The sequence below is a fragment of the Pseudomonas sp. 18175 genome, from assembly GCF_050432925.1.
In the GTDB taxonomy this organism is placed as follows: Bacteria; Pseudomonadota; Gammaproteobacteria; order Pseudomonadales; family Pseudomonadaceae; genus Aquipseudomonas.
On sequence record NZ_JBKFTO010000003.1, the window covers coordinates 140421 to 164449 of the forward strand.

The 24029-nt window shown below is 60.2% G+C and carries 22 protein-coding genes; 11 read left to right on the plus strand and 11 right to left on the minus strand.

Features of this window, described 5'->3' with window-relative positions; translation table 11 throughout:
• The first annotated feature begins 3 nt into the window (after positions 1-3).
• Positions 4-3639: a transporter substrate-binding domain-containing protein gene (locus ACLD1Y_RS05655; protein WP_429476209.1), complete on the plus strand. Its 3636-nt coding sequence runs from the start codon at positions 4-6 to the stop codon at positions 3637-3639.
• A gap of 26 nt (positions 3640-3665) precedes the next feature.
• Here the strand turns inward: ACLD1Y_RS05655 and ACLD1Y_RS05660 are convergent, their stop codons facing one another.
• Both ACLD1Y_RS05660 and ACLD1Y_RS05665 read right to left on the minus strand, forming a co-directional pair.
• Positions 3666-4148: a GAF domain-containing protein gene (locus ACLD1Y_RS05660; protein ID WP_429476211.1), complete on the minus strand. Its 483-nt coding sequence runs from the start codon at positions 4146-4148 to the stop codon at positions 3666-3668.
• Complete coding sequence (locus ACLD1Y_RS05665) at positions 4145-5035, minus strand: ATP-binding protein (protein ID WP_429476212.1); 891 nt, start codon at positions 5033-5035, stop codon at positions 4145-4147. Before ACLD1Y_RS05665 ends, ACLD1Y_RS05660 begins: the two co-directional genes overlap by 4 nt.
• Positions 5036-5197: 162 nt before the next feature.
• Here ACLD1Y_RS05665 and ACLD1Y_RS05670 point away from each other — a divergent pair, with 162 nt between their 5' ends.
• A complete protein-coding gene (locus ACLD1Y_RS05670; RefSeq protein ID WP_429476214.1) occupies positions 5198-7507 on the plus strand; it encodes a response regulator in 2310 nt (769 codons plus the stop codon).
• Here the strand turns inward: ACLD1Y_RS05670 and ACLD1Y_RS05675 are convergent.
• The 3 genes from ACLD1Y_RS05675 to msrB form a co-directional block, all read right to left on the minus strand.
• Positions 7461-7940, minus strand: coding sequence for a MarR family winged helix-turn-helix transcriptional regulator (locus ACLD1Y_RS05675; protein WP_429476216.1), 480 nt, complete (start codon positions 7938-7940; stop codon positions 7461-7463). The genes ACLD1Y_RS05670 and ACLD1Y_RS05675 overlap by 47 nt on opposite strands.
• Positions 7937-8422, minus strand: a complete 486-nt coding sequence (locus ACLD1Y_RS05680; RefSeq protein WP_429476217.1) for a glutathione peroxidase — start codon at positions 8420-8422, stop codon at positions 7937-7939. The genes ACLD1Y_RS05675 and ACLD1Y_RS05680 overlap by 4 nt, the downstream gene beginning before the upstream one ends.
• Positions 8423-8550: 128 nt before the next feature.
• A complete protein-coding gene (msrB, locus tag ACLD1Y_RS05685; protein ID WP_429476219.1) occupies positions 8551-8943 on the minus strand; it encodes a peptide-methionine (R)-S-oxide reductase MsrB in 393 nt (130 codons plus the stop codon).
• A 202-nt stretch (positions 8944-9145) separates the two neighbouring features.
• Here msrB and ACLD1Y_RS05690 point away from each other — a divergent pair, with 202 nt between their 5' ends.
• Complete coding sequence (locus ACLD1Y_RS05690; RefSeq protein WP_017734399.1) at positions 9146-10357, plus strand: pyridoxal phosphate-dependent aminotransferase; 1212 nt, start codon at positions 9146-9148, stop codon at positions 10355-10357.
• A 304-nt stretch (positions 10358-10661) separates the two neighbouring features.
• The gene (gene htpX / locus ACLD1Y_RS05695) at positions 10662-11549 is read left to right on the plus strand and encodes a protease HtpX (protein WP_105698507.1); all 888 of its coding nucleotides are present in this window, start codon (positions 10662-10664) and stop codon (positions 11547-11549) included.
• 162 nt (positions 11550-11711) lie between these two features.
• Here htpX and ACLD1Y_RS05700 read toward each other — a convergent pair whose 3' ends face one another.
• Entirely contained in the window at positions 11712-12362 is a 651-nt protein-coding gene (locus tag ACLD1Y_RS05700; RefSeq protein WP_429476222.1) for a thiopurine S-methyltransferase, read from the minus strand.
• 104 nt (positions 12363-12466) lie between these two features.
• Here ACLD1Y_RS05700 and ACLD1Y_RS05705 point away from each other — a divergent pair, with 104 nt between their 5' ends.
• On the plus strand, positions 12467-13234 hold the full coding sequence (locus ACLD1Y_RS05705) for a DODA-type extradiol aromatic ring-opening family dioxygenase (protein WP_429476224.1): 768 nt from the start codon (positions 12467-12469) through the stop codon (positions 13232-13234).
• Between the two features lie 87 nt (positions 13235-13321).
• Here ACLD1Y_RS05705 and ACLD1Y_RS05710 read toward each other — a convergent pair whose 3' ends face one another.
• Positions 13322-14995 (minus strand): DEAD/DEAH box helicase, encoded by a 1674-nt coding sequence (locus ACLD1Y_RS05710; protein WP_010211841.1) that lies wholly within the window; start codon positions 14993-14995, stop codon positions 13322-13324.
• Positions 14996-15417: 422 nt separating this feature from the next.
• Between ACLD1Y_RS05710 and ACLD1Y_RS05715 the strand changes: the two genes are divergently transcribed.
• Positions 15418-16209 carry a crotonase/enoyl-CoA hydratase family protein gene (locus tag ACLD1Y_RS05715; RefSeq protein WP_429476226.1) on the plus strand — a complete coding sequence of 264 codons (792 nt, stop codon included), beginning with the start codon at positions 15418-15420 and terminating at the stop codon, positions 16207-16209.
• 58 nt (positions 16210-16267) lie between these two features.
• On the opposite strand, the gene ACLD1Y_RS05720 is transcribed toward ACLD1Y_RS05715, so the two are convergent.
• The gene (locus ACLD1Y_RS05720; protein WP_429476228.1) at positions 16268-17023 is read right to left on the minus strand and encodes a spermidine synthase; all 756 of its coding nucleotides are present in this window, start codon (positions 17021-17023) and stop codon (positions 16268-16270) included.
• 124 nt (positions 17024-17147) lie between these two features.
• Here ACLD1Y_RS05720 and ACLD1Y_RS05725 point away from each other — a divergent pair, with 124 nt between their 5' ends.
• A complete protein-coding gene (locus tag ACLD1Y_RS05725) occupies positions 17148-18494 on the plus strand; it encodes a class II 3-deoxy-7-phosphoheptulonate synthase (RefSeq protein ID WP_429476229.1) in 1347 nt (448 codons plus the stop codon).
• A gap of 97 nt (positions 18495-18591) precedes the next feature.
• Here ACLD1Y_RS05725 and ACLD1Y_RS05730 read toward each other — a convergent pair whose 3' ends face one another.
• Both ACLD1Y_RS05730 and ACLD1Y_RS05735 read right to left on the minus strand, forming a co-directional pair.
• Positions 18592-19821: a winged helix-turn-helix domain-containing protein gene (locus ACLD1Y_RS05730; RefSeq protein WP_429476231.1), complete on the minus strand. Its 1230-nt coding sequence runs from the start codon at positions 19819-19821 to the stop codon at positions 18592-18594.
• Positions 19822-19867: 46 nt separating this feature from the next.
• The gene (locus tag ACLD1Y_RS05735) at positions 19868-20062 is read right to left on the minus strand and encodes a DUF1127 domain-containing protein (RefSeq protein WP_429476232.1); all 195 of its coding nucleotides are present in this window, start codon (positions 20060-20062) and stop codon (positions 19868-19870) included.
• Positions 20063-20132: 70 nt separating this feature from the next.
• Here ACLD1Y_RS05735 and ACLD1Y_RS05740 point away from each other — a divergent pair, with 70 nt between their 5' ends.
• Positions 20133-21014: a LysR family transcriptional regulator gene (locus ACLD1Y_RS05740; protein WP_429476234.1), complete on the plus strand. Its 882-nt coding sequence runs from the start codon at positions 20133-20135 to the stop codon at positions 21012-21014.
• Here ACLD1Y_RS05740 and ACLD1Y_RS05745 read toward each other — a convergent pair.
• Positions 21004-21753: a sulfite exporter TauE/SafE family protein gene (locus tag ACLD1Y_RS05745; protein WP_429476236.1), complete on the minus strand. Its 750-nt coding sequence runs from the start codon at positions 21751-21753 to the stop codon at positions 21004-21006. The two genes, ACLD1Y_RS05740 and ACLD1Y_RS05745, sit on opposite strands and share 11 nt — an antisense overlap.
• Positions 21754-21862: 109 nt before the next feature.
• Here ACLD1Y_RS05745 and ACLD1Y_RS05750 point away from each other — a divergent pair, with 109 nt between their 5' ends.
• From ACLD1Y_RS05750 to ACLD1Y_RS05760, 3 genes are all read left to right on the plus strand, one after another.
• Positions 21863-22813: a LysR family transcriptional regulator gene (locus ACLD1Y_RS05750; RefSeq protein ID WP_429476237.1), complete on the plus strand. Its 951-nt coding sequence runs from the start codon at positions 21863-21865 to the stop codon at positions 22811-22813.
• Between the two features lie 80 nt (positions 22814-22893).
• Positions 22894-23346, plus strand: coding sequence for a MarR family winged helix-turn-helix transcriptional regulator (locus ACLD1Y_RS05755; RefSeq protein ID WP_429476239.1), 453 nt, complete (start codon positions 22894-22896; stop codon positions 23344-23346).
• Positions 23347-23594: 248 nt separating this feature from the next.
• Complete coding sequence (locus ACLD1Y_RS05760) at positions 23595-24014, plus strand: organic hydroperoxide resistance protein (RefSeq protein ID WP_017734413.1); 420 nt, start codon at positions 23595-23597, stop codon at positions 24012-24014.
• The last annotated feature ends 15 nt before the right edge of the window (positions 24015-24029 follow it).

Below are 24029 nucleotides of genomic sequence, written 5' to 3' on the forward strand. Positions count from 1 at the left end.
CGGATGCCCAGGCGTATAAAGGACTACCTGATTACATTGAGTGCTGGTTTGTGCATGTGCACGGCCGTGCTCGCGAACCATCAAGCGGGCCCAGAACATTTCACCTTATTGAGCCGTGCGGGCTCCGTTCAACTGGAGACCCACCTGAACAAGGCTCAACGCCAATGGCTGCAAAACAAGCGCGAATTGGTGCTGGGCACTGCGTCGCCTGACTACCCACCCTTCGACCTCACCTCCAGCGGCTTGGACTATGAGGGGCTGACCGCCGACTACGCAGGCCTACTGGCCAAAGCACTCGCCCTACCGGTCAAGGTGCTGCGCTACTCCTCAAGAGAGGCCGCCATACATGCCCTGGAAGCGGGCGAGATCGACCTGCTGGGCTCCTCCAACGGCTACGAGGCGGCCAACCCCAATCTCTCGCTGTCCGAGCCCTACGCCGTGGACCAACCGGTTCTGGTCACCCGCGAAGGTGAGAGCCGCAGCCTGAGCGACGGCCTGGCCGGGATGCGCCTGGCGTTGGTCTACCACTACCTGCCGCTGGATGAGGTAGAAAAGCTGTACCCTGAGGCGATCATCCGCGCCTACCCCTCTTACCAGAACGCCTTGAATGCGGTGGCGTTCGAGCAGGCCGATGTGTTTCTCGGCGATACCATTTCCACCCATTACATGATCAACAAGGGCTACCTGAAAAACATCCGCATGGCCAACTTCGGCAAGCATGAGGCCTACGGATTCAGCTTTGCGATGCTCAACCACCAAACGACCCTCTTAAGTATCGTCGATACGGTCCTGGCTGCCGTGCCCACCAATGAGCGGGAAACAATTGCCAAACGCTGGAGCGCTGGCAGCGATATCTTGCTGACCGACCAAAAGCTGCAATTGACCCAACGGGAAGAGCGTTGGCTGAAAGATCACCCGGTGGTCAAAGTGGTCGTCAACGAAACGCTCGCACCCCTGACGTTTTTCGACGCAGATGGCAATTTCCGCGGCGTGACCGCCGACCTGCTGGAGTTGGTCCGCCTACGTACGGGACTGCGGTTTGAGATTCAGCGTGAGCGCGTTGTACAGGCCATGATCGATCAGGTCGAGGCCGGAAAGGCCGACATCATTGGTGCCGTCGTTCCCAGTGCAGATCGGGAAACGCGGTTGAACTTCAGTCGCCCTTACCTGGAAAACTCGTACGTGATGCTGACACGCAAAGAGAACCAGGCCCCCACCAGCCTGGAGGAAATGCAAGGCAAGCGCGTGGCCATCACCCAGGGCAGCCCGCTGACAACATTCTTGCGCGACAATTTTCCGAAGATTGAGTTGGTCGACACTGGAGACAACTTCAAAGCCGCAGAATTGCTTATGCAAGGGCACGTCGATGGCGCAGTGAACACCTTGGTAATCGCCAATTACTACCTGACCTCCCCTGTATTTCAGGACAAGGTGCAGATCAGCTTCAGCATCGGCACGTTACCCGCCGCCTTTTCCCTGGCCACCTCTCGCAGAGCCACCGAACTCACCTCGATTCTGGACAAGGCCCTGCTCAGCATTGCCCCGGATGAGCTGGGTGTGATCAACAGTCGATGGCGTGGCTACACCGCCGCCTCCGACAGCTACTGGCGCAACTACCACGAACTGATTACCCGGATCATCATCGGCACCGGGTTACTGTTACTGATTTCCCTGACCTGGAACGCCTATATGCGGCGCCAGATCAAACACCGAAAAATGGCCGAGCGCGCCCTCAATGACCAGTTGGAGTTCATGCGCGCGCTGGTCAATGAAACCCCGCACCCGATCTACGTACGTGATCGCAAAGGCCTGTTGCAGACCTGTAACGACAGTTACCTGCAAGTATTCGACATCAAGCGCGAGGACGTCATCGGTAAAAGTGCGCTCCAGATGAGCGCGGCCCTTGAGACGGATGCAACCCAATACAACGCCGACTATCAACGGGTGATGGCCGAGGGCAACCCGCTGATCATGGATCGCACCCTGACCATTCGCGGCAAAAAACTCACGATCTACCACTGGACCCTGCCCTACCGCGACTCTGTCGGCGAAGTCCAAGGCATCATCGGCGGCTGGATCGACATCAGTGAAAGGCGCCAGCTATTCGACGAAATTCGCGCCGCCAAGGAACGTGCCGATGAAGCCAATCGCGCCAAGAGTACGTTCCTCGCCACCATGAGCCATGAAATCCGCACACCGATGAACGCGGTGATCGGCATGCTCGAACTGACGCTCAAGCGTGCCGACCAGGGCCACCTCGACCGCCCGGCCATCGAAGTGGCGTACAACTCGGCCAAGGATTTGCTGGAGCTGATCGGCGACATCCTCGACATTGCGCGCATCGAGTCCGGCCGCCTGAGCCTGGCGCCAGAGCGCGTCAACCTGCGGGAGGTGATTGAGTCGGTGGTGCGTGTGTTCGATGGCCTGGCACGCCAGAAAACCCTCAGCCTGCTGCTGGAATTCAAGCCCCCCCTCGACGATACCGACGTATTGATCGACCCGCTGCGCTTCAAGCAGGTGCTGTCCAACCTCATCAGCAACGCCATCAAGTTCACCGATCGCGGCCAGGTAAAAATTCGGGTGGAGGTGCTGCCCACCGAACTGACGCAGCAAGTCGAGATGCGGTTGGTGGTGGAAGATACCGGGATTGGCATCAGCCGAGATGACCAGTTGCGCCTGTTCGAACCCTTTGCCCAGGCGGACAACTCCGGCCAGTTGGCCAGGAGTGGCGCCGGGCTGGGGTTGGTGATCTGCCGCAACCTGTGCGCCATGATGGGTGGGCAACTGAGCCTGAGCAGCGTGCCCATGGTGGGCACCCAGGTGCATGTCAGCCTGAAAATGCCCCGCCTTCAGCCAATGCAGGTCGTCGATGATGCCCCCCCCGAGGTGTTGGTAACGGCACCGGTGTTGAATGTGCTGGTCGTGGATGACCACCCAGCGAACCGCTTATTGATGTGCCAGCAACTGGGCTATCTGGGGCACCAGTTCACCGCTGCCCAAAACGGCGCGGCGGGTTTTCAAGCCTGGCGTCAGGAACGCTTTGACTTGGTAATTGCCGACTGCAACATGCCCATCATGAACGGCTACGACTTGAGTCGCTCGATCCGCGAATACGAACAACGCGAGCAACTGGCGCCCTGCGTGGTACTGGGCTTCACCGCCAACGCCCAACCCGAAGAGAAACTGCGCTGCGTACAGGCAGGGATGAACGACTGCCTGTTCAAACCCATCAGCCTCACTGCGCTGGAACGGCAACTGGCACGGATCGCCCCGCAACCTGCGAGCCAGTGCCTGGACCTGCGCAACTTCGAAGCGCTGACCGGCGGCGACCCTCTGATGAGCCGGCGCCTACTGGAAGAACTATTGAGCAGCAGCCACCATGATCGCCAGGAACTGGTCGCGCTGAGCAGCCGCCAGGCTTCGCCCCAGGACATCATCGAACAGGCCCACAAGATCAAGGGCGCCGCCCGTATCGTTCAGGCGATCGCACTGGCCAAGCAGTGCGAAGCCTTGGAGCAAGCCTGTGCCCGAGACGAAGACCGGGGGGTGATTGAAGCCGGTGTGAAGTCCCTGGAAAAACTCATGCTGGAACTGGAAAGAACGCTGCGCGCGCAGCTCCAGGCGTTGGACAACCAGTAAGGGGCGTTAGACGCCCCTTGACTGCATCAGCAGTCGGTCAAGCGCAGGAAGATCGCCGCCAACTGTTCGATGCCCGCCTGGTCCTGCGCGGTAAAGCGGGCCAGTGATGGACTGTCGAGGTCAAGGACGCCAACCAGTTTGTTGTCCTTGACCAGCGGCACCACCAGTTCGCTGTTCGAAGCGCTGTCACAGGCGATATGCCCGGGAAACGCGTGCACGTCCTCGACCCGCTGGGTTTGCCGCGACGCCGCCGCCGCGCCGCACACCCCCCGACCGAAGGGGATACGCACACACGCGATCTGGCCCTGGAACGGTCCCAACACCAGTTCTTCGTTGCGGTTGAGGTAAAAACCCGCCCAGTTCAGGTCGTCCAGTTGGTTGAACAGGAACGCGGAAAACTGCGCGCTGTTGGCAATGAAATCACGCTCGTCGGCCAGCAGCGATTCTAACTGCGCGCACAGCATGGCGTAGCCATCAAGGCCGGTCCCGGCCTGTTGTAAGTCGATCATGGTTGACGCTCCAGCAATTTGAGGCCCACCCAGTAACGGGCGAATTGATACGCGCAACGGCCGTTGCGGTTGCCGCGGCCAGTGGCCCAGCGTACGGCGAGAATGTCGAGGGCTTCATCGCGCTGCCATTGCAAACCGGCCTTGCTGGCAAGCTCGCCGATCCAGTGTTCCACCACGTCCAGGAAGTGTTCCTGAGTGAATGGATAGAACGACAACCACAGGCCAAAACGGTCAGACAAGGCAATCTTGTCCTCCACCGCTTCGCTGGGGTGCAGCTCCCCATCCACGCGCTTCCAATTGTCGTTGTCGCTCTGGTTTTCCGGCACCAGATGGCGGCGGTTGGAGGTGGCATACAACAGGACGTTTTCCGGTGCCTGCTCCAAGGAGCCGTCCAGCACGCTTTTGAGCACACGGTAGTCGCCCTCGCCCGCTTCGAACGACAGGTCGTCGCAGAACAAGATGAAGCGCTGGGGCAGCTTGAGCAATTGCTCGACCACACGCGGCAAATCGGCCAAGTGATCGCGCTCGATTTCGATCAAGCGCAAACCGGCCTTGGCATGTTGGGCCAGCAAGGCGCGCACCATCGACGACTTACCTGTGCCGCGCGAGCCCCACAGCAAGGCGTGGTTGGCGGGCAGGCCATCGAGAAACTGTTGAGTATTGCGGGCCAATTGCTCACGTTGTTTGTCCACACCGATCAAGTCGGACAGGCGCATGTCCAAACTGACGTCCAGCGGTAACAGGAAGCCTGCGCGGCCTTCGCGTTGCCAGCGGGCGGCCAGGCACTGGTTCCAGTCGATGGCTTGGCGTGGCGCGGGCAATAGGGGTTCCAGACGGGCGAGCACGGCGTCGGCCCGTTCAAGAAAGGCATTCAATCGACTATCCACGATGATTCCTCTGGCAAGTTCTTGCAAAAGATGGCGTATTGGCAGCCCTGCGGCAGAGCGCAGAGGCTGCATAAAAAACGATTAAGGCCGGGCAAGCCAGAGCCTGTGGATGTTCAGCTATGCTTGCCGGGCGAAGGGAAACGTGAAGTGGTTCAACACTCGATGGATATCAAGTTCGCCCACCGCTTGTCTTATAAACAAGCCAGATTGACTGTGCTGGTCGGTTTCGTGTTGGGAACCTTGCTCAGCCTGATCCAAATCGGCATTGATTATGCCAGCGAAGACGCATCCATCAACCGTGAAATTGCTTCGCTGCTGGAAATCAGCCACAACCCTGCATCACGCATCGCCTACAACATCGACGCCGAACTGGCCCAAGAGCTGACCCTCGGCCTGCTGCGCTCCCCCGCGATCATTCATGCGCAGTTGATCGACAACAACGGCGTGGTACTCGCGGATGTCGACCGCCCGCGCAAAGAAAGCGCCTACCGCCCCGTCAGCGACTTTTTGTTCGGCGCCAACCGCCAGTTCGAAGACCGGTTGTACCTGAGCCACATGCCCAACGATTCCCTGGGCGTGCTGCGCCTGGACGTAGACACCTACGCCTTTGGCAGCCGTTTCCTGCGCCGCGCAGAGATCACCCTGCTGAACGGCTTTGCCCGCAGCCTGCTGCTGACCGGCATTCTGTTGGCGCTGTTCTACGTGATGCTGACTCAGCCACTGGTGCGCATTATTCGCGAGCTGAGCAACCGCAAACAGTCCCGCCTGGACTGCCCCCCCGGCCACGAACATGACGAAATCGGTGTATTGGTCAACGTCGCCAACCAGCAATTTGAAAACATGGAAACAGAGATCCAGCAGCGCCGGCACGCCGAAGACCGCCTGACCGAGTATCTGGGCCAACTGGAAGACATTGTTTCTGCGCGCACCCTGGAGCTCAAGGCCAGCAACCAGCGCCTGAGCCAGTCCAACGATGAATTGGAAGCAGCGAAGATGAACGCACTGGGCATGGCCCAGGCACGGGCGGCGTTCCTGGCCAACATGAGCCATGAGATCCGCACCCCGCTCAACGGCCTGCTGGGCATGATCGCCCTGTCGCTGGACAGCCCGCTGAACGCCGAGCAGCGCCAGCAGCTGTCCATCGCCCATGACTCGGGCAAAGTGCTGGTGGAATTGCTCAACGATATTCTCGACCTGTCCAAGTTTGACGCCGGCCAGTTGGAGCTGGAACGCATCCCCTTCGACCTGGGCGCGCAAGTGGAAGACACCGCCAACCTGCTGTCGCAGAACGCGGCGCCAGACGTCGAGCTGACCTGCCTGATCGACCCGCAGTTCCCGGCCCAGGTACTGGGCGATCCAACACGGGTGCGGCAGATCGTCAGCAACCTGCTGTCCAACGCCTTGAAGTTCACCCGTTTTGGCCGGGTGGATGTGCGCCTTAGCAGCGTCGAGGGCCGGGTACGTATTGAGGTGTGTGACACCGGCATCGGTATCGCGCAGGAAGCCCAGGTAAAAATCTTCCAACCATTCACCCAGGCCGGCGCCGGTATCACCCGCCAATTCGGCGGCACCGGCCTGGGCCTGGCGCTCACCCATAACCTGTGTGAGGCGATGAAGGGCCGCTTGAGTATCAGTTCAGAGGTGGGTTTTGGCAGCCAGTTCTGCGCCGAACTGCCGCTGCCCACCCATTTGCCTGCTGTGCGGCTGCCACCGCTCAAGGGCGAGGTGATCGCCGTTACCCGCGCCGACAGCGGCCTGACAGAGTTGCTCACCAGCCTGCTAACCCACTGGGGGCTGACACCACGGTGCTACCCTCGCGATGAGGACGTGAGCGGGCAACACCCAGACCTGCTGATCACCGACTGCCCGCAGTGCCTGTTCCGCCTGCGCCCCACCCTCAACGCGCCGATCCTGCTGGTGACGGCCTATGGCAATTTCATGCCCAGCGAAGAGGTCGCGGCACTCGCGCCGCTGCAGCAGCAGGCACGCCCCCTGAGCCGCAACGCGCTGTACCAGATTTTGCAGCGCAATTTGCGCAGCGACGCGCAACTGATCCTCGACCCCATCCAGATGGAGGCCGCGCCCCTGGCCCATCGCGCGCGCATCCTGCTGGTGGAGGACAACCCGGTCAACCAGCTGGTGGCCAAGGGCATGCTCGGCAAACTGGGGTGTGAGGTGATCGTGGCGGCCCACGGCGGTGAAGCGCTCAAGTTCCTGGAAGAACAACGCTTTGACATGGTGTTGATGGATTGCAATATGCCGGTGATGGATGGCTATGAAGCCAGCCGGCAGATTCGCCGCAGCGGCCGTTGGCCAGACCTGCCCATTGTGGCCCTGACCGCCAACGCCCTGTCCGAAGAACGCGAACGTTGCCGGGCGGCGGGGATGAATGACTACCTGGCCAAACCGTTTCGGCGCGAAGAACTCAGCGGGCTGCTGGATCTGTGGGTGCCGAAGACGACAAGTCTTTGATCTGCTGGAGCAACTGGTCCAGACCCGAGCGCAAGGCATCGGCCTGGCCCAGGTCGATTCCGCTGTCGCACAGCAATCGGGTCTTGAGGGCATGGGCCTGATCGCGCAGTTGCTCGCCGGACTCACTGAGGCTCAAGTGCACTTCCCGCTCATCCCTGGCACTGCGTAGGCGGCGTACCAGCGCAAGCTGCTCCAGACGCTTGAGCAGAGGCGTCAGCGTGCCCGAGTCGAGCATCAGGCGTTCGCCCAAGGCCTTGACCGTGGGGTGTGCCGGGGCAGCGGCGTGCCATTCCCACAGCACCAGCATCACCAAGTATTGGGGGTAGGTCAGGCCCAATGGGTCCAACATCGGCTTGTAGGCGCGAGTCACCGCCCTGGAGGCAGCATAGAGTTTGAAACACAACTGATTGTCGAGGGCCAGGGATACGGTCATTTGAGCAGGGCTTCGATCTCTTGGGTCAGGTCCTGGGGCTTGGTGGTCGGGGCAAAGCGCTTGACCACCTGGCCATCGCGACCGATCAGGAACTTGGTGAAGTTCCACTTGATGCCCTTGGAGCCCAGCAGGCCAGGTGCCTGTTTTTTCAACTGCACGAACAACGGGTGGGCATCACTGCCGTTCACATCGATCTTCTTGAACAGCGGAAAGCTGACGCCGAAGTTCAGCTCGCAGAACTCGGAAATCGCGCCTTCGTTACCGGGTTCCTGCTTGCCGAACTGGTTGCAGGGGAAGCCCAGCACCACCAGGCCCTGGTCCTTGTAGTCCTGCCAGAGTTGCTCAAGGCCCTTGTATTGCGCAGTGAAGCCACATTTGCTGGCCGTGTTGACCACCAGGATGGCTTTGCCGGAGAAGTCGGCCAGGGTCTTTTGCTCACCTTTGATGGTGGTGCAAGGGATGCTCAGCAGCGTGTTGCTCATGGCAGTGCCTCAAGGAATGGGAAAGAAGGCAAACATAGTTAGCAATTCAATTGTGTGCAATTTAATTGATAAAAATGATAGCGCCTCATAGATCGTTCCCACGCTCTGGGCGGGAACGATCATCCGGTTTAACGCGGCACGAAGTCCAGGCACACCGAGTTGATGCAATAGCGCAAGCCAGTCGGGGGCGGCCCGTCCGGGAAGACATGGCCCAGGTGCGCATCGCACTTGGCGCAGGTGACTTCGGTGCGGATCATGCCGTGGCTGACGTCGCGGATCTCGATCATTGCGCTCTCGGCAATCGGCTCATAGAAACTGGGCCAGCCGCAACCGGCATCGAATTTGGTCTTGGAGTCGAACAACGGCTCGTTGCAGCAAATGCAGTGGTACACACCATCGGCGGTGGTGGCGTTGTACTTGCCGGAGAACGGGCGCTCGGTGCCCTTGAGACGGCACACCTGGTACTGCGCCGGGTCGAGCATGTTTTGCCATTCCTGAAGGGTTTTCTGCAACTTTTCCATCGGTACACCTCGGCAACTGAAAAACCCTGATCTGTATCTTTTCGCTGGATCAGGTGGCACGTATGATTGCGCCTCTTCAAAACGCCAGTCTGGCACCCGCGCTACCGGCATTCAAACGTATTTATGGGTGCGGGCCCCGCAGGATTCACAGTACGGTAGTGCCCCTACCGTCTGGATCGTTCATTTTCAGGATCACATCGCCATGCAGGTCAGCAAATCGAACAAGCTCGCCAACGTCTGCTACGACATTCGCGGCCCAGTGCTCAAGCACGCCAAGCGCCTGGAAGAGGAAGGTCATCGCATCCTCAAGCTGAACATTGGCAACCCGGCGCCGTTTGGTTTCGAAGCGCCGGACGAAATCCTCCAAGACGTGATCCGCAACCTGCCGACCGCTCAGGGCTACAGTGACTCCAAAGGTCTGTTCAGCGCGCGCAAAGCGGTGATGCAGTACTACCAGCAGAAACAGGTGGAAGGCGTCGGCATCGAAGACATCTACCTGGGCAACGGCGTGTCCGAGCTGATCGTGATGTCCATGCAGGCCCTGCTCAACAATGGCGACGAAGTGCTGGTGCCGGCCCCGGACTACCCACTGTGGACCGCCGCCGTGACCCTGGCCGGTGGCCACCCAGTGCACTACCTGTGTGACGAAGGCGCCGACTGGTTCCCGGACCTGGCCGACATCAAGGCCAAGATCACTCCGAACACCAAGGCCCTGGTGATCATCAACCCGAACAACCCGACGGGCGCGGTGTATTCCAAGGAAGTGCTGCTGGGCATGCTGGAGCTGGCACGCCAGCACAACCTGGTGGTGTTCTCCGACGAAATCTACGACAAGATCCTCTACGATGACGCCGTGCACGTGTGCACCGCCTCCCTGGCGCCGGACCTGCTGTGCCTGACCTTCAACGGCCTGTCCAAGTCCTACCGCGTGGCGGGTTTTCGCTCCGGCTGGATCGCCATTTCCGGTCCCAAGCACAACGCCCAGAGCTACATCGAGGGCATCGACATGCTGGCCAACATGCGCTTGTGCGCCAACGTGCCGAGCCAACATGCCATCCAGACCGCCCTCGGCGGCTACCAGAGCATCAACGACCTGGTGCTGCCACAGGGCCGTTTGCTGGAACAGCGCAACCGCACCTGGGAGTTGCTCAATGCGATCCCGGGCGTCAGCTGCGTGAAACCCATGGGTGCGCTGTACGCCTTCCCACGCATCGACCCAAAAGTGTGCCCGATCTTCAACGACGAGAAGTTCGTGCTCGACCTGCTGCTCTCGGAAAAACTGCTGGTGGTCCAGGGCACGGCGTTCAACTGGCCGTGGCCGGATCACTTCCGCGTGGTGACATTGCCGCGCGTGGATGACTTGGACATGGCCATTGGTCGCATCGGCAATTTCCTCAAGTCCTATCGCCAGTAATGCATGTGGCGCTGTACGACCGACATTCGGTCGTACAGCGCGTATCTGGCAACACTTCTCTGGGTTTGCCCTGCCCTTTTACGATGGCGCCCCTCTCTTGTCCACTTGCCCCCTATAATTACAGGGCCGCACGCCAGTGGCGGGTTGATCAACCGGCCTTTTCCTTGTCGGAAAAACCCTTCAAGGCTCTACATTCAGGCTGTAGGACACAGTTTGAAATAGTCGTCCGGTTGAATCACCCCATGCCGCACCTTATATACCCCGCAGTACGCGACATATTAAGCATGAGGAGAACTCTACAACCATGATGCGCATCCTGCTGTTCTTGGCCACTAACCTGGCGGTCGTGCTGATTGCCAGCATCACCCTGAGCCTTTTCGGCTTCAACGGGTTCATGGCGGCCAATGGGGTTGATCTCAACCTCAATCAGCTGCTGATCTTCTGTGCGGTCTTTGGTTTTGCCGGCTCGCTGTTCTCGCTGTTCATCTCCAAGTGGATGGCGAAGATGAGTACCAGCACCCAGATCATCACCCAACCACGCACCCGCCATGAACAATGGCTGATGCAAACCGTGGAGCAGTTGTCTCGGGAAGCCGGCATCAAAATGCCCGAGGTGGGGATTTTCCCGGCCTATGAGGCCAACGCCTTCGCCACCGGCTGGAACAAAAACGACGCGCTTGTCGCCGTCAGCCAAGGGCTTCTGGAGCGTTTTTCGCCCGATGAAGTCAAGGCCGTACTGGCGCACGAAATCGGCCACGTAGCCAATGGCGACATGGTCACCCTGGCGCTGGTGCAGGGCGTGGTGAACACCTTCGTGATGTTCTTTGCACGGATCATCGGCAACTTTGTCGACAAGGTGATCTTCAAGAACGAAGAAGGCCGCGGGATTGCCTACTTCGTGGCGACCATCTTTGCCGAAGTGATCCTGGGCTTCCTGGCCAGCGCGATCGTGATGTGGTTCTCGCGTAAACGCGAGTTCCGTGCAGACGAAGCCGGCGCACGCCTGGCGGGCACCAGCGCCATGATCGGTGCACTGCAACGCCTGCGTTCGGAACAGGGCCTGCCGGTACATATGCCCGACAGCCTGACCGCCTTTGGCATCAACGGCGGCATCAAGCAGGGCCTGGCTCGCATGTTCATGAGCCACCCGCCGCTGGAAGAGCGTATCGACGCGCTGCGTCGTCGGGGCTGAAACCCGCAACACAAAAAAGGGGCGATCTGATCGCCCCTTTTTTTGCCTGTTGTTTTTGCGTAAAGGCTTCTGCCGTCATCGCAGGCAAGCCAGCTTCCACAGTTAAATGTATTCACAAATCAAAATGTGGGAGCGGGCTTGCCCGCGATGGCGATGGATTTATCAGCGCTTAATCAACTGATACACCCGCTCTCCAAGCCGCGTGACGCCATCCTGCACAAACTTCCAGCTCTCACCCAGGATGTCCTGCTCCTCAAGCACCTCCAGCGCCCACAACTCACCCAGTAGTACACGCACCTCCTCATCAGGCACGGCGAATGGCGGCCCGGCTTTTTGTGTCTGGTCGTAGTCCAGGGTAATCAACAGGCCCTGACAACCAGGTTGCAGCAAACGATTCAGTTGCTCGGTGTATCGCGTGCGCATCAGCGGCGGCAAGGCGATCAGCGCGGCACGGTCATAGAGTGCAACGCAGTCCGTCAGCGCATCGGCGTCCAAGGCAAAAAAATCTCCGCACCAAATCTCGATCAAACCCGCCTGGTACACCTTGAACACACCTCGCTCGGTGACCCGCGGCGTAAGGTTCTGTTCGCCGAAGAACGCCTCGATTGCCTGCTCCGAAAGCTCTACACCCAGTACCTGCAGGCCCTGGCTGGCGAGCCACATCAGGTCCAGGCTCTTGCCACACAACGGCACCAGTACTTTGGCGCCCTCGGGCAGCGGCGGCCAGTGCCGTTGCAGGTATGGGTTGACCTCAGGCAAGTGAAAGCCGATTTGGTTGCGCGCCCAGCGCTCCTGCCAAAACTTAGGCTCCATGGATAACCCCAAGAAATTCGATCATATGGCGCTAAAACTTATATTAGATTTAGATCAATGATCTGATTAAAGATGGGCCCATGTTAACGCTCAGGACCCTACTTATGTTCCCTAGCCTGTTTATCTCCCACGGTTCGCCCATGCTTGCCCTGCAGCCCGGCGCCAGCGGCCCGGCGCTGCAACGCCTGGCGGCCGAAATACCACGTCCCAAAGCGATCGTGGTGGTTTCGGCGCACTGGGAAAGCCATGAATTGCTGGTCAGCGGCAGTAGCGCCCCCGAAACCTGGCACGACTTCGGCGGCTTCCCCCGCGAATTGTTTGCCGTGCAATACCCGGCCCCAGGCGAGCCGCAACTGGCCGCGGAGATTATCGAGCTACTGCACGCCGACGGCTTGAATGCCCGTATCGATGAGCTTCGCCCCTTTGACCACGGCACCTGGGTGCCGCTGTCGTTGATGTACCCGACGGCGGATATCCCGGTGGTGCAGGTCTCGCTGCCCAGCCGCATGGGCCCTGCCCTGCAAACCCGGGTCGGGCATGCACTGGCCAGCTTGCGCGATCAGGGCGTGCTGCTGATCGGTTCCGGCAGCATCACCCACAACCTGGGCGAGCTGGACTGGCATGCGGGCCCCGAGAGCATCGAGCCCTGGGCACGGGATTTTCGCGATTGGGTGGTGGAGAAGCTCGCAGCCAATGATGAAGCAGCCTTGCACGACTATCGGCGCCAGGCGCCCCATGCGGCGCGCAGCCATCCGAGTGATGAGCATTTGTTGCCGCTGTACTTTGCGCGTGGTGCGGGGGGTGATTTCAGTGTGGCGCATCAGGGCTTTACCATGGGCGCGCTGGGCATGGACATTTACCGCTTCGGCTGACCGAGTATTGATCCAAAAATATCAGGCAAAAAAATCCCCGAACCAGTCGGGGATTTTTTATGTGCGATCAATCAGCCCAAAGGCGGATCAATCTTCGCGGTAGCGACGCAGCTTCAGCTGCTTACCGGCAACGCGAGTGTCTTTCAGCTTGGCCAGCAGTTTTTCCAGACCGTCTTCCGGCAGCTCCACCAGGGAGAAGCTGTCACGGACCTGGATGCGACCGATGGCTTCACGTGCCAGGCCACCCTCGTTGAGGATAGCGCCCAGCAGGTTCTTGGCAGCGATACCATCACGCGCGCCCAGCGCGGTACGGCAACGAGCACGGCCTTCAGCCAATGGAACCGGAGCGCGACGCTCACGATCACCACGGTCTGGACGGTCGCCGGAACGCTCTGGACGATCACCGCGTGGCGCGCTGTTCGGAACCAGTGGACGTTCTTTCTCGATGGCTGCCAGGGTCAGGGCCTGACCGTTGGTAGCTTTGCGCAGCAAGGCTGCAGCCAGGGCACGTGGGGTGCAACCGATATCGGCAGTCAGGCGGTCCAGCAGGTCGCCGTGGGTCGATTCAGCGTCAGCCACCAGTGGCGACAGGCTGTTGGTCAGTTTCTTGATGCGAGCATCCAGAACAGCCTGGGCATCCGGCAGGCGGACTTCGGCAACTTTCTGACCGGTTACGCGCTCGATCACTTGCAGCATGCGGCGCTCACGTGGAGTCACCAGCAGCAGTGCACGACCTTCGCGACCGGCACGGCCGGTACGGCCGATACGGTGAACGTAGGACTCTGGATCGTAAGGCATGTCAACGTTGAACACGTGGGTGATACGTGGAACGTCGAGGCCACGCGCGGCAACGTCGGTCGCCACAACGATGTCCAGACGGCCATCCTTGAGGGAGTCGATTACGCGCTCACGTTGGTTCTGGGCGATGTCACCGTTCAGCGCAGCGGCTTTGTAGCCTTTGGCTTCCAGGGCACTGGCCAGGTCAAGGGTCGCTTGCTTGGTGCGCACGAACATGATCAGGGCGTCGAAGTCTTCGACTTCCAGCAGGCTCAATACAGCCGAGGTCTTCTGGTCAGCGTGAACCAACAGGTGAGCCTGTTCGATCGCGGTAACGGTCTGAGTCTTGGTCTGGATCTTGACGTGCTCTGGGTCACGCAGGTGACGCTCGGCAATGGCACGGATCGACTGTGGCAGGGTGGCCGAGAACAGTACGGTCTGACGGGTCGGTGGCAGTGCCTTGAAGATGACTTCCAGGTCATCCATGAAGCCCAGCTTCAACATTTCGTCAGCTTCGTCCAGAACCAGGTGGTTCACGGTCGACAGTACTTTCTCGTCACGACGCAGGTGGTCGCACAGACGACCTGGGGTTGCGACAACAATTTGTGCGCCATTACGGATGGCTTTCAGTTGTGGGCCCATAGGCGCGCCGCCGTAAACGGCCACAACGGTTACGCCTGGCATTTGCTTGGCGTAGGTTTCGAAAGCGGTTGCTACTTGCAGCGCCAACTCACGGGTTGGCGCCAGGATCAGGGCTTGCGGCTCGCGCTTGGCAGGATCGATGCAGTGCAGGATAGGCAGAGCGAACGCGGCGGTTTTGCCGGTACCGGTTTGCGCCTGGCCAATCATGTCCTTGCCGGCCATGATGATCGGGATCGATTGCTGCTGAATCGCCGAAGGTTCTTCGTAGCCGGTCGCTGCGACGGCTGCAAGAATGTTCGGGTTAAGATTAAAAGCGGCGAAGCCGCCGGTTTCCTGGGTCATGGGTCTGCCTCTAAGTGCATCCGCAAAGACCCATGCTCCAAAGCTGCGCATGCCGTGTTGAGACTCAAGAGTCGCCCTGGCTGCTTTGTCGGCGGGGATTTGCGAAAACGAATGAATGAAAAAGATTCGTCAAGGGAGAGTCCGCTGTGCGGACGTGCAGCCGAAGCTGACTTCGGGGAATTGCGCTACCTAAACGCGGCCCGGTTAAAGGCCGGCGCGCACTATACCGGAAATACCTGAAAAAGGGAGCTTTTTTTATCGGAAAGTGCCGACAAACCGCGCTGCGTCACAGTCTTTGCAGATAACACCGCCAGGGTCTATTTTTCAAAGGCCCGGCCCTGCTGGTCATAACGCTTAAACGATTCACCTAAACGTTGAGACCTTTGGTCCGAAACCCTTCCCCGCGCCCGAGGGCACACCCGATGAATCAAGCCAGCAGCAGTCGCGTCAGTCGTGAATTACAGGGGCATATCCTGCTGTTGGGGCTGGATCGGGTGGCTAAACGCAACGCTTTCGACCTGGATTTGCTCAATGAGCTGAGCCTGGCCTATGGCGAATTTGATCGAAATGACGAAGCGCGTGTTGCCGTGGTGTTTGCCCATGGCGAACACTTTACCGCCGGGCTGGACCTGGCGAATGTCAGCGCGGTGATGGCCGGCGGCTGGCAACCTCCCTTGGGCGGGTGCGATCCGTGGGGCGTATTTGCCGGCCCGCGCGTCAGCAAACCGGTGATTGTCGCCGCTCAGGGCTACTGCCTGACCATCGGTATCGAGTTGATGTTGGCGGCGGACATCAATCTGTGCGCGAGCAACACACGCTTTGCGCAGATGGAAGTGCAGCGTGGGATCTTTCCGTTTGGCGGAGCGACATTGCGCTTTCATCAGATCGCCGGCTGGGGCAATGCGATGCGTTGGCTGCTCACTGGCGATGAGTTCGATGCCCATGAGGCGCTGCGCCTGGGGCTGGTGCAGGAGGTGATGGCCAGCGAAGATTTGTTGCCTCGCGCCGTCGAGCTGGCCAACCGCATTGCTCGCCAGGCGCCGTTGGGGGTGCAGGCGACGTTGATGTCGGCACGCTTGGCGCACATGGAAGGCGAGTCCGTGGCGGCGGCTGCGCTGCCGCCGATGGTGAATAAATTGCTTAACAGCGAGGATGCCAAGGAAGGTGTGCGGGCGATGATTGAGAAGCGGCCGGGGGTGTTCAAGGGTATTTGAGCCTAGGCAGTGATGGCCTCATCGGGGGCAAGCCCCCGATAGCGTCAGACCAGGCAACTCAAGTCGCCGGCCGAATCGCCTTGATCAACGCCTGCAACGAATACCCCAACCGCGGCGCCAACGCTTCGGCGCGGCTCGACAGTGCATCAAGGTCCAATTCCTGATCCAACTCCGAAGGTACCAGCAAAATCACATTGCCCTCCTTCACCGGCAACTCCCAGTAATGCCGGTGATACAACCCACGCAACAACGCCGCCCCCAACGGTTTGCCGTCATCGGTAGCCCACTGGTTGATCACCAGCCAGCCGCCAGGGTTGAGTTTCTTCTGGCAGTTTTCCAGGAAACTCCAGGCCAGGTGCCCGACACCTGGGCCGACATCTGTATAGAGATCGACGAAAATCAGGTCGGCCGACTCAGCGGTCTCAAGCAGCTGAAGCGCGTCGCCAATACGGATATACAGTCGAGGGTCGTCATCCAGCCCCAGGTACTCGATGGCCAGGCGCGGCACATCCGGGCGCAGCTCGATGGCCTCCACATCTTCCAGCGGCAGAAACTTGAGACACGCCTGGGTCAGCGTGCCAGCACCCAGGCCGAGGAACAGCGCACTCTCCGGCTGCTCATGGCACAGCGCGCCGATCAACATGGCGCGGGTGTAGTCGTATTCCAGCCAGCTCGGGTCAGCGGTGAACACACAGCTTTGCTCGATGGCGTCGCCGAATTCGAGAAACCGGTAATCGGCCACTTCGAGCACACGGATCATGCCAAAGTCATCATGGACCTCGGCCAGCAGGCGCTCGACACGCTCCTCTGTCATCACTACTCCTAACGGGTTTGCTGTACGCCAAAGGCGCGATTGTCGGCCAACCGGCGGCAACAGGTCACGCACTAATTGCTGATAACATTGGCGCCCGACCGTCAATCACCCTATCGAGTTCATGATGAGCCAACCCTGGAGCCCCGACAGCTGGCGCGCCCTGCCGATCCAGCAACAACCCCAGTACCCGGACGCGGCGCACTTGCTGCAAGTGGAGCAAAGCCTGGCCAGCTACCCACCGCTGGTGTTTGCCGGGGAAGCCCGCGAATTGCGTCGTCAGTTTGCCGAAGTCACCCAGGGTCGCGCCTTCCTGTTGCAGGGCGGTGACTGCGCCGAGAGCTTCGCCGAGTTTTCCGCCGCCAAGATCCGCGACACCTTCAAGGTGCTGTTGCAGATGGCCATTGTGATGACCTTCGCCGCCGGTTGCCCGGTGGTAAAAGTCGGGCGCATGGCGGGTCAGTTCGCCAAGCCGCGTTCGGCCAATGACGAAACCATCGACGGCATCACCCTGCCCGCCTACCGTGGCGATATCGTCAACGGCATTGGTTTCGACGAAAAAAGCCGCGTACCGGACCCGGACCGCCTGTTGCAGTCCTATCACCAGTCCACCGCCACCCTGAACCTGTTGCGCGCCTTTGCCCAGGGCGGTTTTGCCGACCTGCACCAAGTGCACAAGTGGAACCTGGACTTCATCGCCAACTCTGCCTTGGCCGAAAAATACAGCCTGCTGGCCGACCGCATCGACGAAACCCTGGCCTTCATGCGGGCCTGCGGCATGGACAGCTCGCCGCAACTGCGCGAAACCAGCTTCTTCACCGCCCACGAAGCTTTGCTGCTCAACTATGAGCAAGCGTTTGTGCGCCGTGACAGCCTGACCAACGACTACTACGACTGCTCGGCCCACATGCTGTGGATCGGCGACCGCACTCGCCAACTGGACGGCGCCCACGTCGAGTTCCTACGCGGAGTGAACAACCCGATCGGCGTCAAGGTCGGCCCAAGCATGAACCCTGACGACCTGATCCGCCTGATCGATATCCTCAACCCAAGCAACGACCCAGGCCGCCTTAACCTGATCGCCCGCATGGGCGCGGGTAAGGTCGGCGACCACCTGCCCAACCTGATCCGCGCCGTGCAGCGCGAAGGCAAGCAGGTGCTGTGGAGTTCCGACCCAATGCACGGCAACACCATCAAGGCCAGCAGCGGTTACAAGACCCGCGACTTCGCGCAGATCCTCGGCGAAGTGAAGGAGTTCTTCCAGGTGCACCAGGCCGAAGGCAGCTATGCCGGCGGGATTCATATCGAGATGACCGGGCAAAATGTCACCGAATGCATCGGCGGCGCACGGCCGATTACCGAAGATGGCTTGTCGGACCGCTATCACACCCACTGCGACCCGCGGATGAATGCCGATCAGTCGCTGGAGTTGGCGTTTTTGATTGCCGAGACGTTGAAGCAGGTTAAGCGCTGAGATTGTTGTTGCCTGTACTGACGCCTTCGCGAGCAAGCCCGCTCCCACATTTGAAATGCATTCCAAATGTGGGAGCGGGCTTGCTCGCGAAGAGGCCCTAGAGACCGACATCAAAATTAAGCATTGCCCCTCTCAACCGATCTGCACTCACCCTCTGGCAATTGAGCTGCACCCGCTCCAACCCCAGCCAATCGGCCATCTGCCGCAAATTCAACGCCAGCGCCAACATCCCCTCCTCATCCAGCCCCCGCTCTTCTTCATGCACCGCATGCACCGCCAGACAGCCATTGGCCCGCTCGGCCCGCAGGTCCACGCGAGCAGCAATCCGCTCGTTGTGCAAAAACGGCAGCACGTAGTAGCCGTACACCCGCTTGTGTTGCGGTGTATAGATTTCCAGGCGGTAACGAAAATCGAACAGACGCTCAGTGCGGCTGCGCTCCCAGACCAACGAATCGAACGGCGACAACAATGCACTGGCCGACACTTTCCGCGGCACTTTCGGCTCGGGCAGGCAGTACGCCGATTGCTTCCAACCTTGCACCCGACAGGCCAGCAGTTGGCCGTCTTCCACCAGTTCAGCCAGGCGATTGCGGCTGTCGGCCGGGTCCAGGCGAAAGTAATCGCGTAGGTCTTTTTCGGTGGCCACGCCCAATGCAGTGGCGCTGTGCAGCAACAGCCCGCGCTGGGCTTCGGCTTCACCGATAGAGGCTTGCAGTAAGTCGCCGGGGATCACCCGTTCCGGCAAATCATACAAACGCTCAAACCCACGCCGACCGGCAACCGTCACCAGGCCTGCCGCGAACAGCCATTCCAGCGCATGTTTTTCATCACTCCAGTCCCACCAGGGGCCGGCGCGTTCTTCGCGGGTCGACAAACTGCCCGCTCCCAGCGCGCCTTGCTGTTCGACCGCCTTCAACACGCGCTGAATGACGGTCTGCTGCTCACGCCCAAAACGCGCCATCTGCGAATAAATCCCCTGCCCCAACTTGGCCCGCTCCATGCGCCAGCGCATCAGCGGGTAAAGCGCCATCGGTAGCAGCGAGGCTTCATGCCCCCAATATTCGAACAGCGAACGCCGTCGGCCCTGGCTCCAGGCCGCCTGTTCAAGCATCAAGGGAGCGTAATTGCCCAGGCGGGAAAACAACGGCAGGTAGTGAGAACGCACCACCGCGTTGACCGAGTCGATCTGCAACACACCGAGGCGTTCGATCAAGCGGTTGAGGTGCGCAGCCTTGATCTGTGCTGGCGCCTGGCGCCCAGAAAATCCCTGGGCCGCCAGCGCCATGCGTCGAGCTTGTTTAAGTGAAAAAGACAGGTCGGCGAGCATGGAATTCTTCCTGGGGGGGGGCGCCGACCACCCTACTGCATCCGGGTCACTTTCGCAGGGGGTCTTGCCACACAGGCAGGCGACGTTCCTGTTCCACATCGACCCGATTGAGCCCGATATCCTTGAGCGCATCGTCGCTCAAGTTCGCCAGCAGTTGGCGCTCGTGCCAGCGGCAAAGTGCGTTCAACAGCCCAGTGAACGGCCGCTTCGCCATCAATACAAAACCTCTTTGACCTTTCATCTTCTCGCCCTCCCATGGGGATGGCGCAAGTTTGAGCGCGGGCTTAAGATCAATCCAACGAATGTTTCTTATGCAATACATCTCTGAGATTGATCAATTGACCAGCTTCCCAAGCATCGACACTGAAGTGCTGCGCACCTTCGTCGCCATCGCCGACCAGGGCGGTTTTACCCGCGCCGGCGAGCAGGTCAACCGCACCCAATCGGCGGTGAGCATGCAGATGAAGCGCCTGGAGGAGGACGTGTTGCAGCGCAAGCTGTTCGAACGCGATGGCCGCCAGGTGCGGCTGACACCCGAAGGCCAGGTGCTGCTGGGGTATGCGCGGCGCATCCTGAAACTGCACAGCGAAGTCTTCAACACCCTGCGCGAGCCGCATATGGTGGGGCTGGTGCGCATCGGCACGCCGGATGACTACGTGATGCGTTTCTTACCGGGGATTCTCAAGCAGTTTTCCAAGGCGTATCCGCTGATCCAGATCGAAATGCACTGCGAGGCCTCCACCGTGCTGATGCAGCGACGCGACCTGGCGCTGACCGTAATCAGCCGCGAGCCCGGCAATGATATCGGCGAATTGTTGCGCACCGAACGCATGGTGTGGGCCGCGGCACCGAGCTTCTGCGTGGACGAACACGATGCTCTGCCCCTGGCGATTTCCGGCGCCGACTGCCTCTACACACAGTGGGCACGTACCGCACTGGAGATGGCTGGGCGGGATTATCGCCTGGCCTATCACAGCTCCAACGGGGCGGCGATCCAGGCGGTAGTGAGTGCGGGCCTTGCGGTGATGATCAGCATGGAAAGCCTGGTGACTCCCGACCTGCGGGTACTCGGTCGCGATGAGGACTTCCCACCACTGCCGTCAATGAATCTGCGCTTGCTGCGCAACCTCGGGATTGCTTCGCCGATCACCGAGTGCCTGGCGGACTACATCGTCGAAGGCTTCAAACTTTAAACGTCAGCATCACCGCACACACCATCAGGAACGCGCAAAACAGGCCGCGCAAGGTCCGCTCCGGCAAAGCATGGGCGACTTTCACGCCCCAACTGATGCTCAGTAGGCCACCCACGGCGAGGGGCGCACCGATCAGCCAGTCCACCTCGTGGTGCCAGGCGTAAGTGACCAGGGTTACACCAGTGCTCGGCAGCGCCAGCGCGAGCGACAAGCCTTGGGCGACCACCTGGGTGGTGCCGAACAGGCTGGTCAGCACTGGCGTGGCGATCACCGCGCCGCCCACGCCGAACAAACCGCCCATGGACCCGGACGCCGCCCCAAGCACGCCAAGCCAGGGCCAGGAATAGCGCATCTCAGCGCTGGGCGGCGCATTGCGGGTGAACATGCGCAGCAGGTTATAAGCCGACAGCGCGACAAGAAAGGCGATAAAACCGATGCGCATCAGGCCCGCATCCAGGCCCACTGCCCAGATCGACCCCAACCACGCAAAGCTGAACCCCATGACCGCCAGCGGCAACGCGTGACGCAGGTAAATAGGGTTACGCTGGTGATAACGCCACAGCGCCAACATCACATTGGGCACCACCATCACCAATGCGGTGCCTTGGGCGATCTGTTGATCCAAACCAAAAAACACCCCCAGCACCGGGATCGCGATCAGCCCGCCGCCAATCCCGAACAGGCCACCGACGGTGCCCAAGGCCACGCCCAATACCAGGTACAGCGCTAAATCCAACACTTGTCTCTACTCCACGATCCCAAGGCCTGCATGCTACGCAGTCGCCTATGGCATGGAAACGCACAGCAACGCACAATGGCTGTGCCAATCTCGCATAAGCGTGTATTCGATGAACCCCAATACCTTGACCGATCAACTCAGCTTGTTCCTGGATGTACTGGAAACCGGCAGTTTTTCCGCCGCCGCACGTCGCCACCCGCTGACACCTTCGGCGGTAGCACGGCGTATCGACAGCCTGGAAAGCTCGGTGGGCAGCCGCCTGTTCCAGCGCAGTACCCACGCGGTGGTGCCGACCCCCGCAGGCCTGGCATTTGCCGAACGGGCGCGACGTATCGTCAACGAGTTGCAATTGGCGCGGGCCGAGGCGGTGTCGCTGAGCCATGCGCCGGAAGGCCTGATCCGCGTGGATGCGCCCGCAGCCTTCGGCCGCCGGCACCTGGCGCCGGTGATTGCGGATTTCCTCAGCCTATACCCGGGGCTGGATGTGCACTTGCACTTGATCGACAGCTTTGTCGATATGCAGGGCGCGCACCTGGGTAAAGTCGACCTGGTGTTGCGGGCCGGGCATATCGTCGATACGCGCTTGATCGCCACGCCCTTGGCCAGCATCGTGCGTATCGCTTGCGCCAGCCCGGCCTACCTGAAAAGCCGTGGCACCCCCACCCACCCTCGTGAACTCAGCGAGCACGACGGCCTGGACTGGGATGGCCTGGCGCCGATGTTCGCCTGGCGCTTTGAGCTGGACGGACGCCGTGCCACTTATCGCCCGCAACGCATCCGCATGAGTGCCAACAACGCCGAAGCCTTGCTGTCCGGTGCTTTAGCCGGGCTGGGTATCGCGCACTTACCCACCTGGCTGGCCAGCGAATATTTGGTGCGCGGCGAGTTACTCCCGCTGTTTTGCGAAGATGGCCTACCCAGCCCGGAAACCACCGGCATCTATGCCCTACGCCTGGAACAACAACCCAACGCCCGCAGCCGGTTATTGCTGGAATACCTGAAAACCCGTTTCAGCCCGGTGCCGCCCTGGGATCTGGCATTGCAAAGCGGCTTGATCTGACCACGCGGACAGAATTATCTGGCGCATTAAACATTTGCCCGCTAGATTCCAGCCCAGACACGCTTTCCCGAGGTACCACCATGAGCAAGAACCCCGCCCCCTGCGAATCCCTGATGCTGGACAACCAGCTATGTTTCGCCCTGCACTCCACGTCACTGCTGATGACCAAGGTTTATAAGCCGCTGCTGCAAGCCCTTGGCCTGACCTACCCGCAGTACTTGGCCATGATGGTGTTGTGGGAAGAGGATGGTTTGACCGTCGGCGAAATCAGCAGCCGGCTGTTGACTGATCCGGGCTCGCTCACGCCACTGCTAAAGCGTCTGGAGGCCGAAGGTCTGCTGAGCCGGACTCGCAGCCGGGAGGATGAACGGGTGGTGGTGGTGGAATTGACTGACGCTGGGCGCGCACTGCAAGACAAGGCCATGGGGATTCCGCAGTGTATTTTGGGTGCCAGCGGGCTGGAGCTGGATCAACTGCGAAAGCTGCAGGCTGATTTGATTGCCTTGCGGGGCAATCTGCAGGCCAGCGTCTGACGCTGTAGCCCAGCCGACAAATAGCTAAATGTGGGAGCGGGCTTGCTCGCGAATGCGGTGGATCAGTCGAAATATCGGGAACTGATATACCGCTTTCGCGAGCAAGCCCGCTCCCACATTAGGTTCTGCACAGCACAGGAAAATATTTATAAATTTATCTTGCGCACTAAACATTAGCGCTATACATTCACCTCACCAACTACTTAGCGCGCAAACATTTAGCGCAAAACACCCAAGAGGACCCCACCATGCAAACTCTCTACACCGCAGTAGCTACCGCAACCGGCGGCCGTGATGGTCGTGCCGTTTCCAGCGACAACATCCTCGACGTCAAACTCTCCACCCCTAAAGAACTGGGCGGTGCTGGTGGCCAGGCTACAAACCCTGAACAACTGTTTGCTGCCGGCTACTCGGCCTGCTTTATCGGCGCGCTGAAATTCGTCGCCAGCCAGACCAAACGCAAGATCCCGGATGACGCATCGATCACTGCCCACGTTGGCATCGGTCAAATCCCCGGCGGTTTCGGGCTGGATATCGACCTGCACATCAGCCTGCCGGGCCTGGATCAGGACGACGCACAGAGCTTGGTCGACGCCGCTCACCAAGTGTGCCCGTACTCCAACGCCACCCGTGGCAATGTGGATGTGCGCCTGCACGTGACCGTCTGATCAGATAGACGCCCA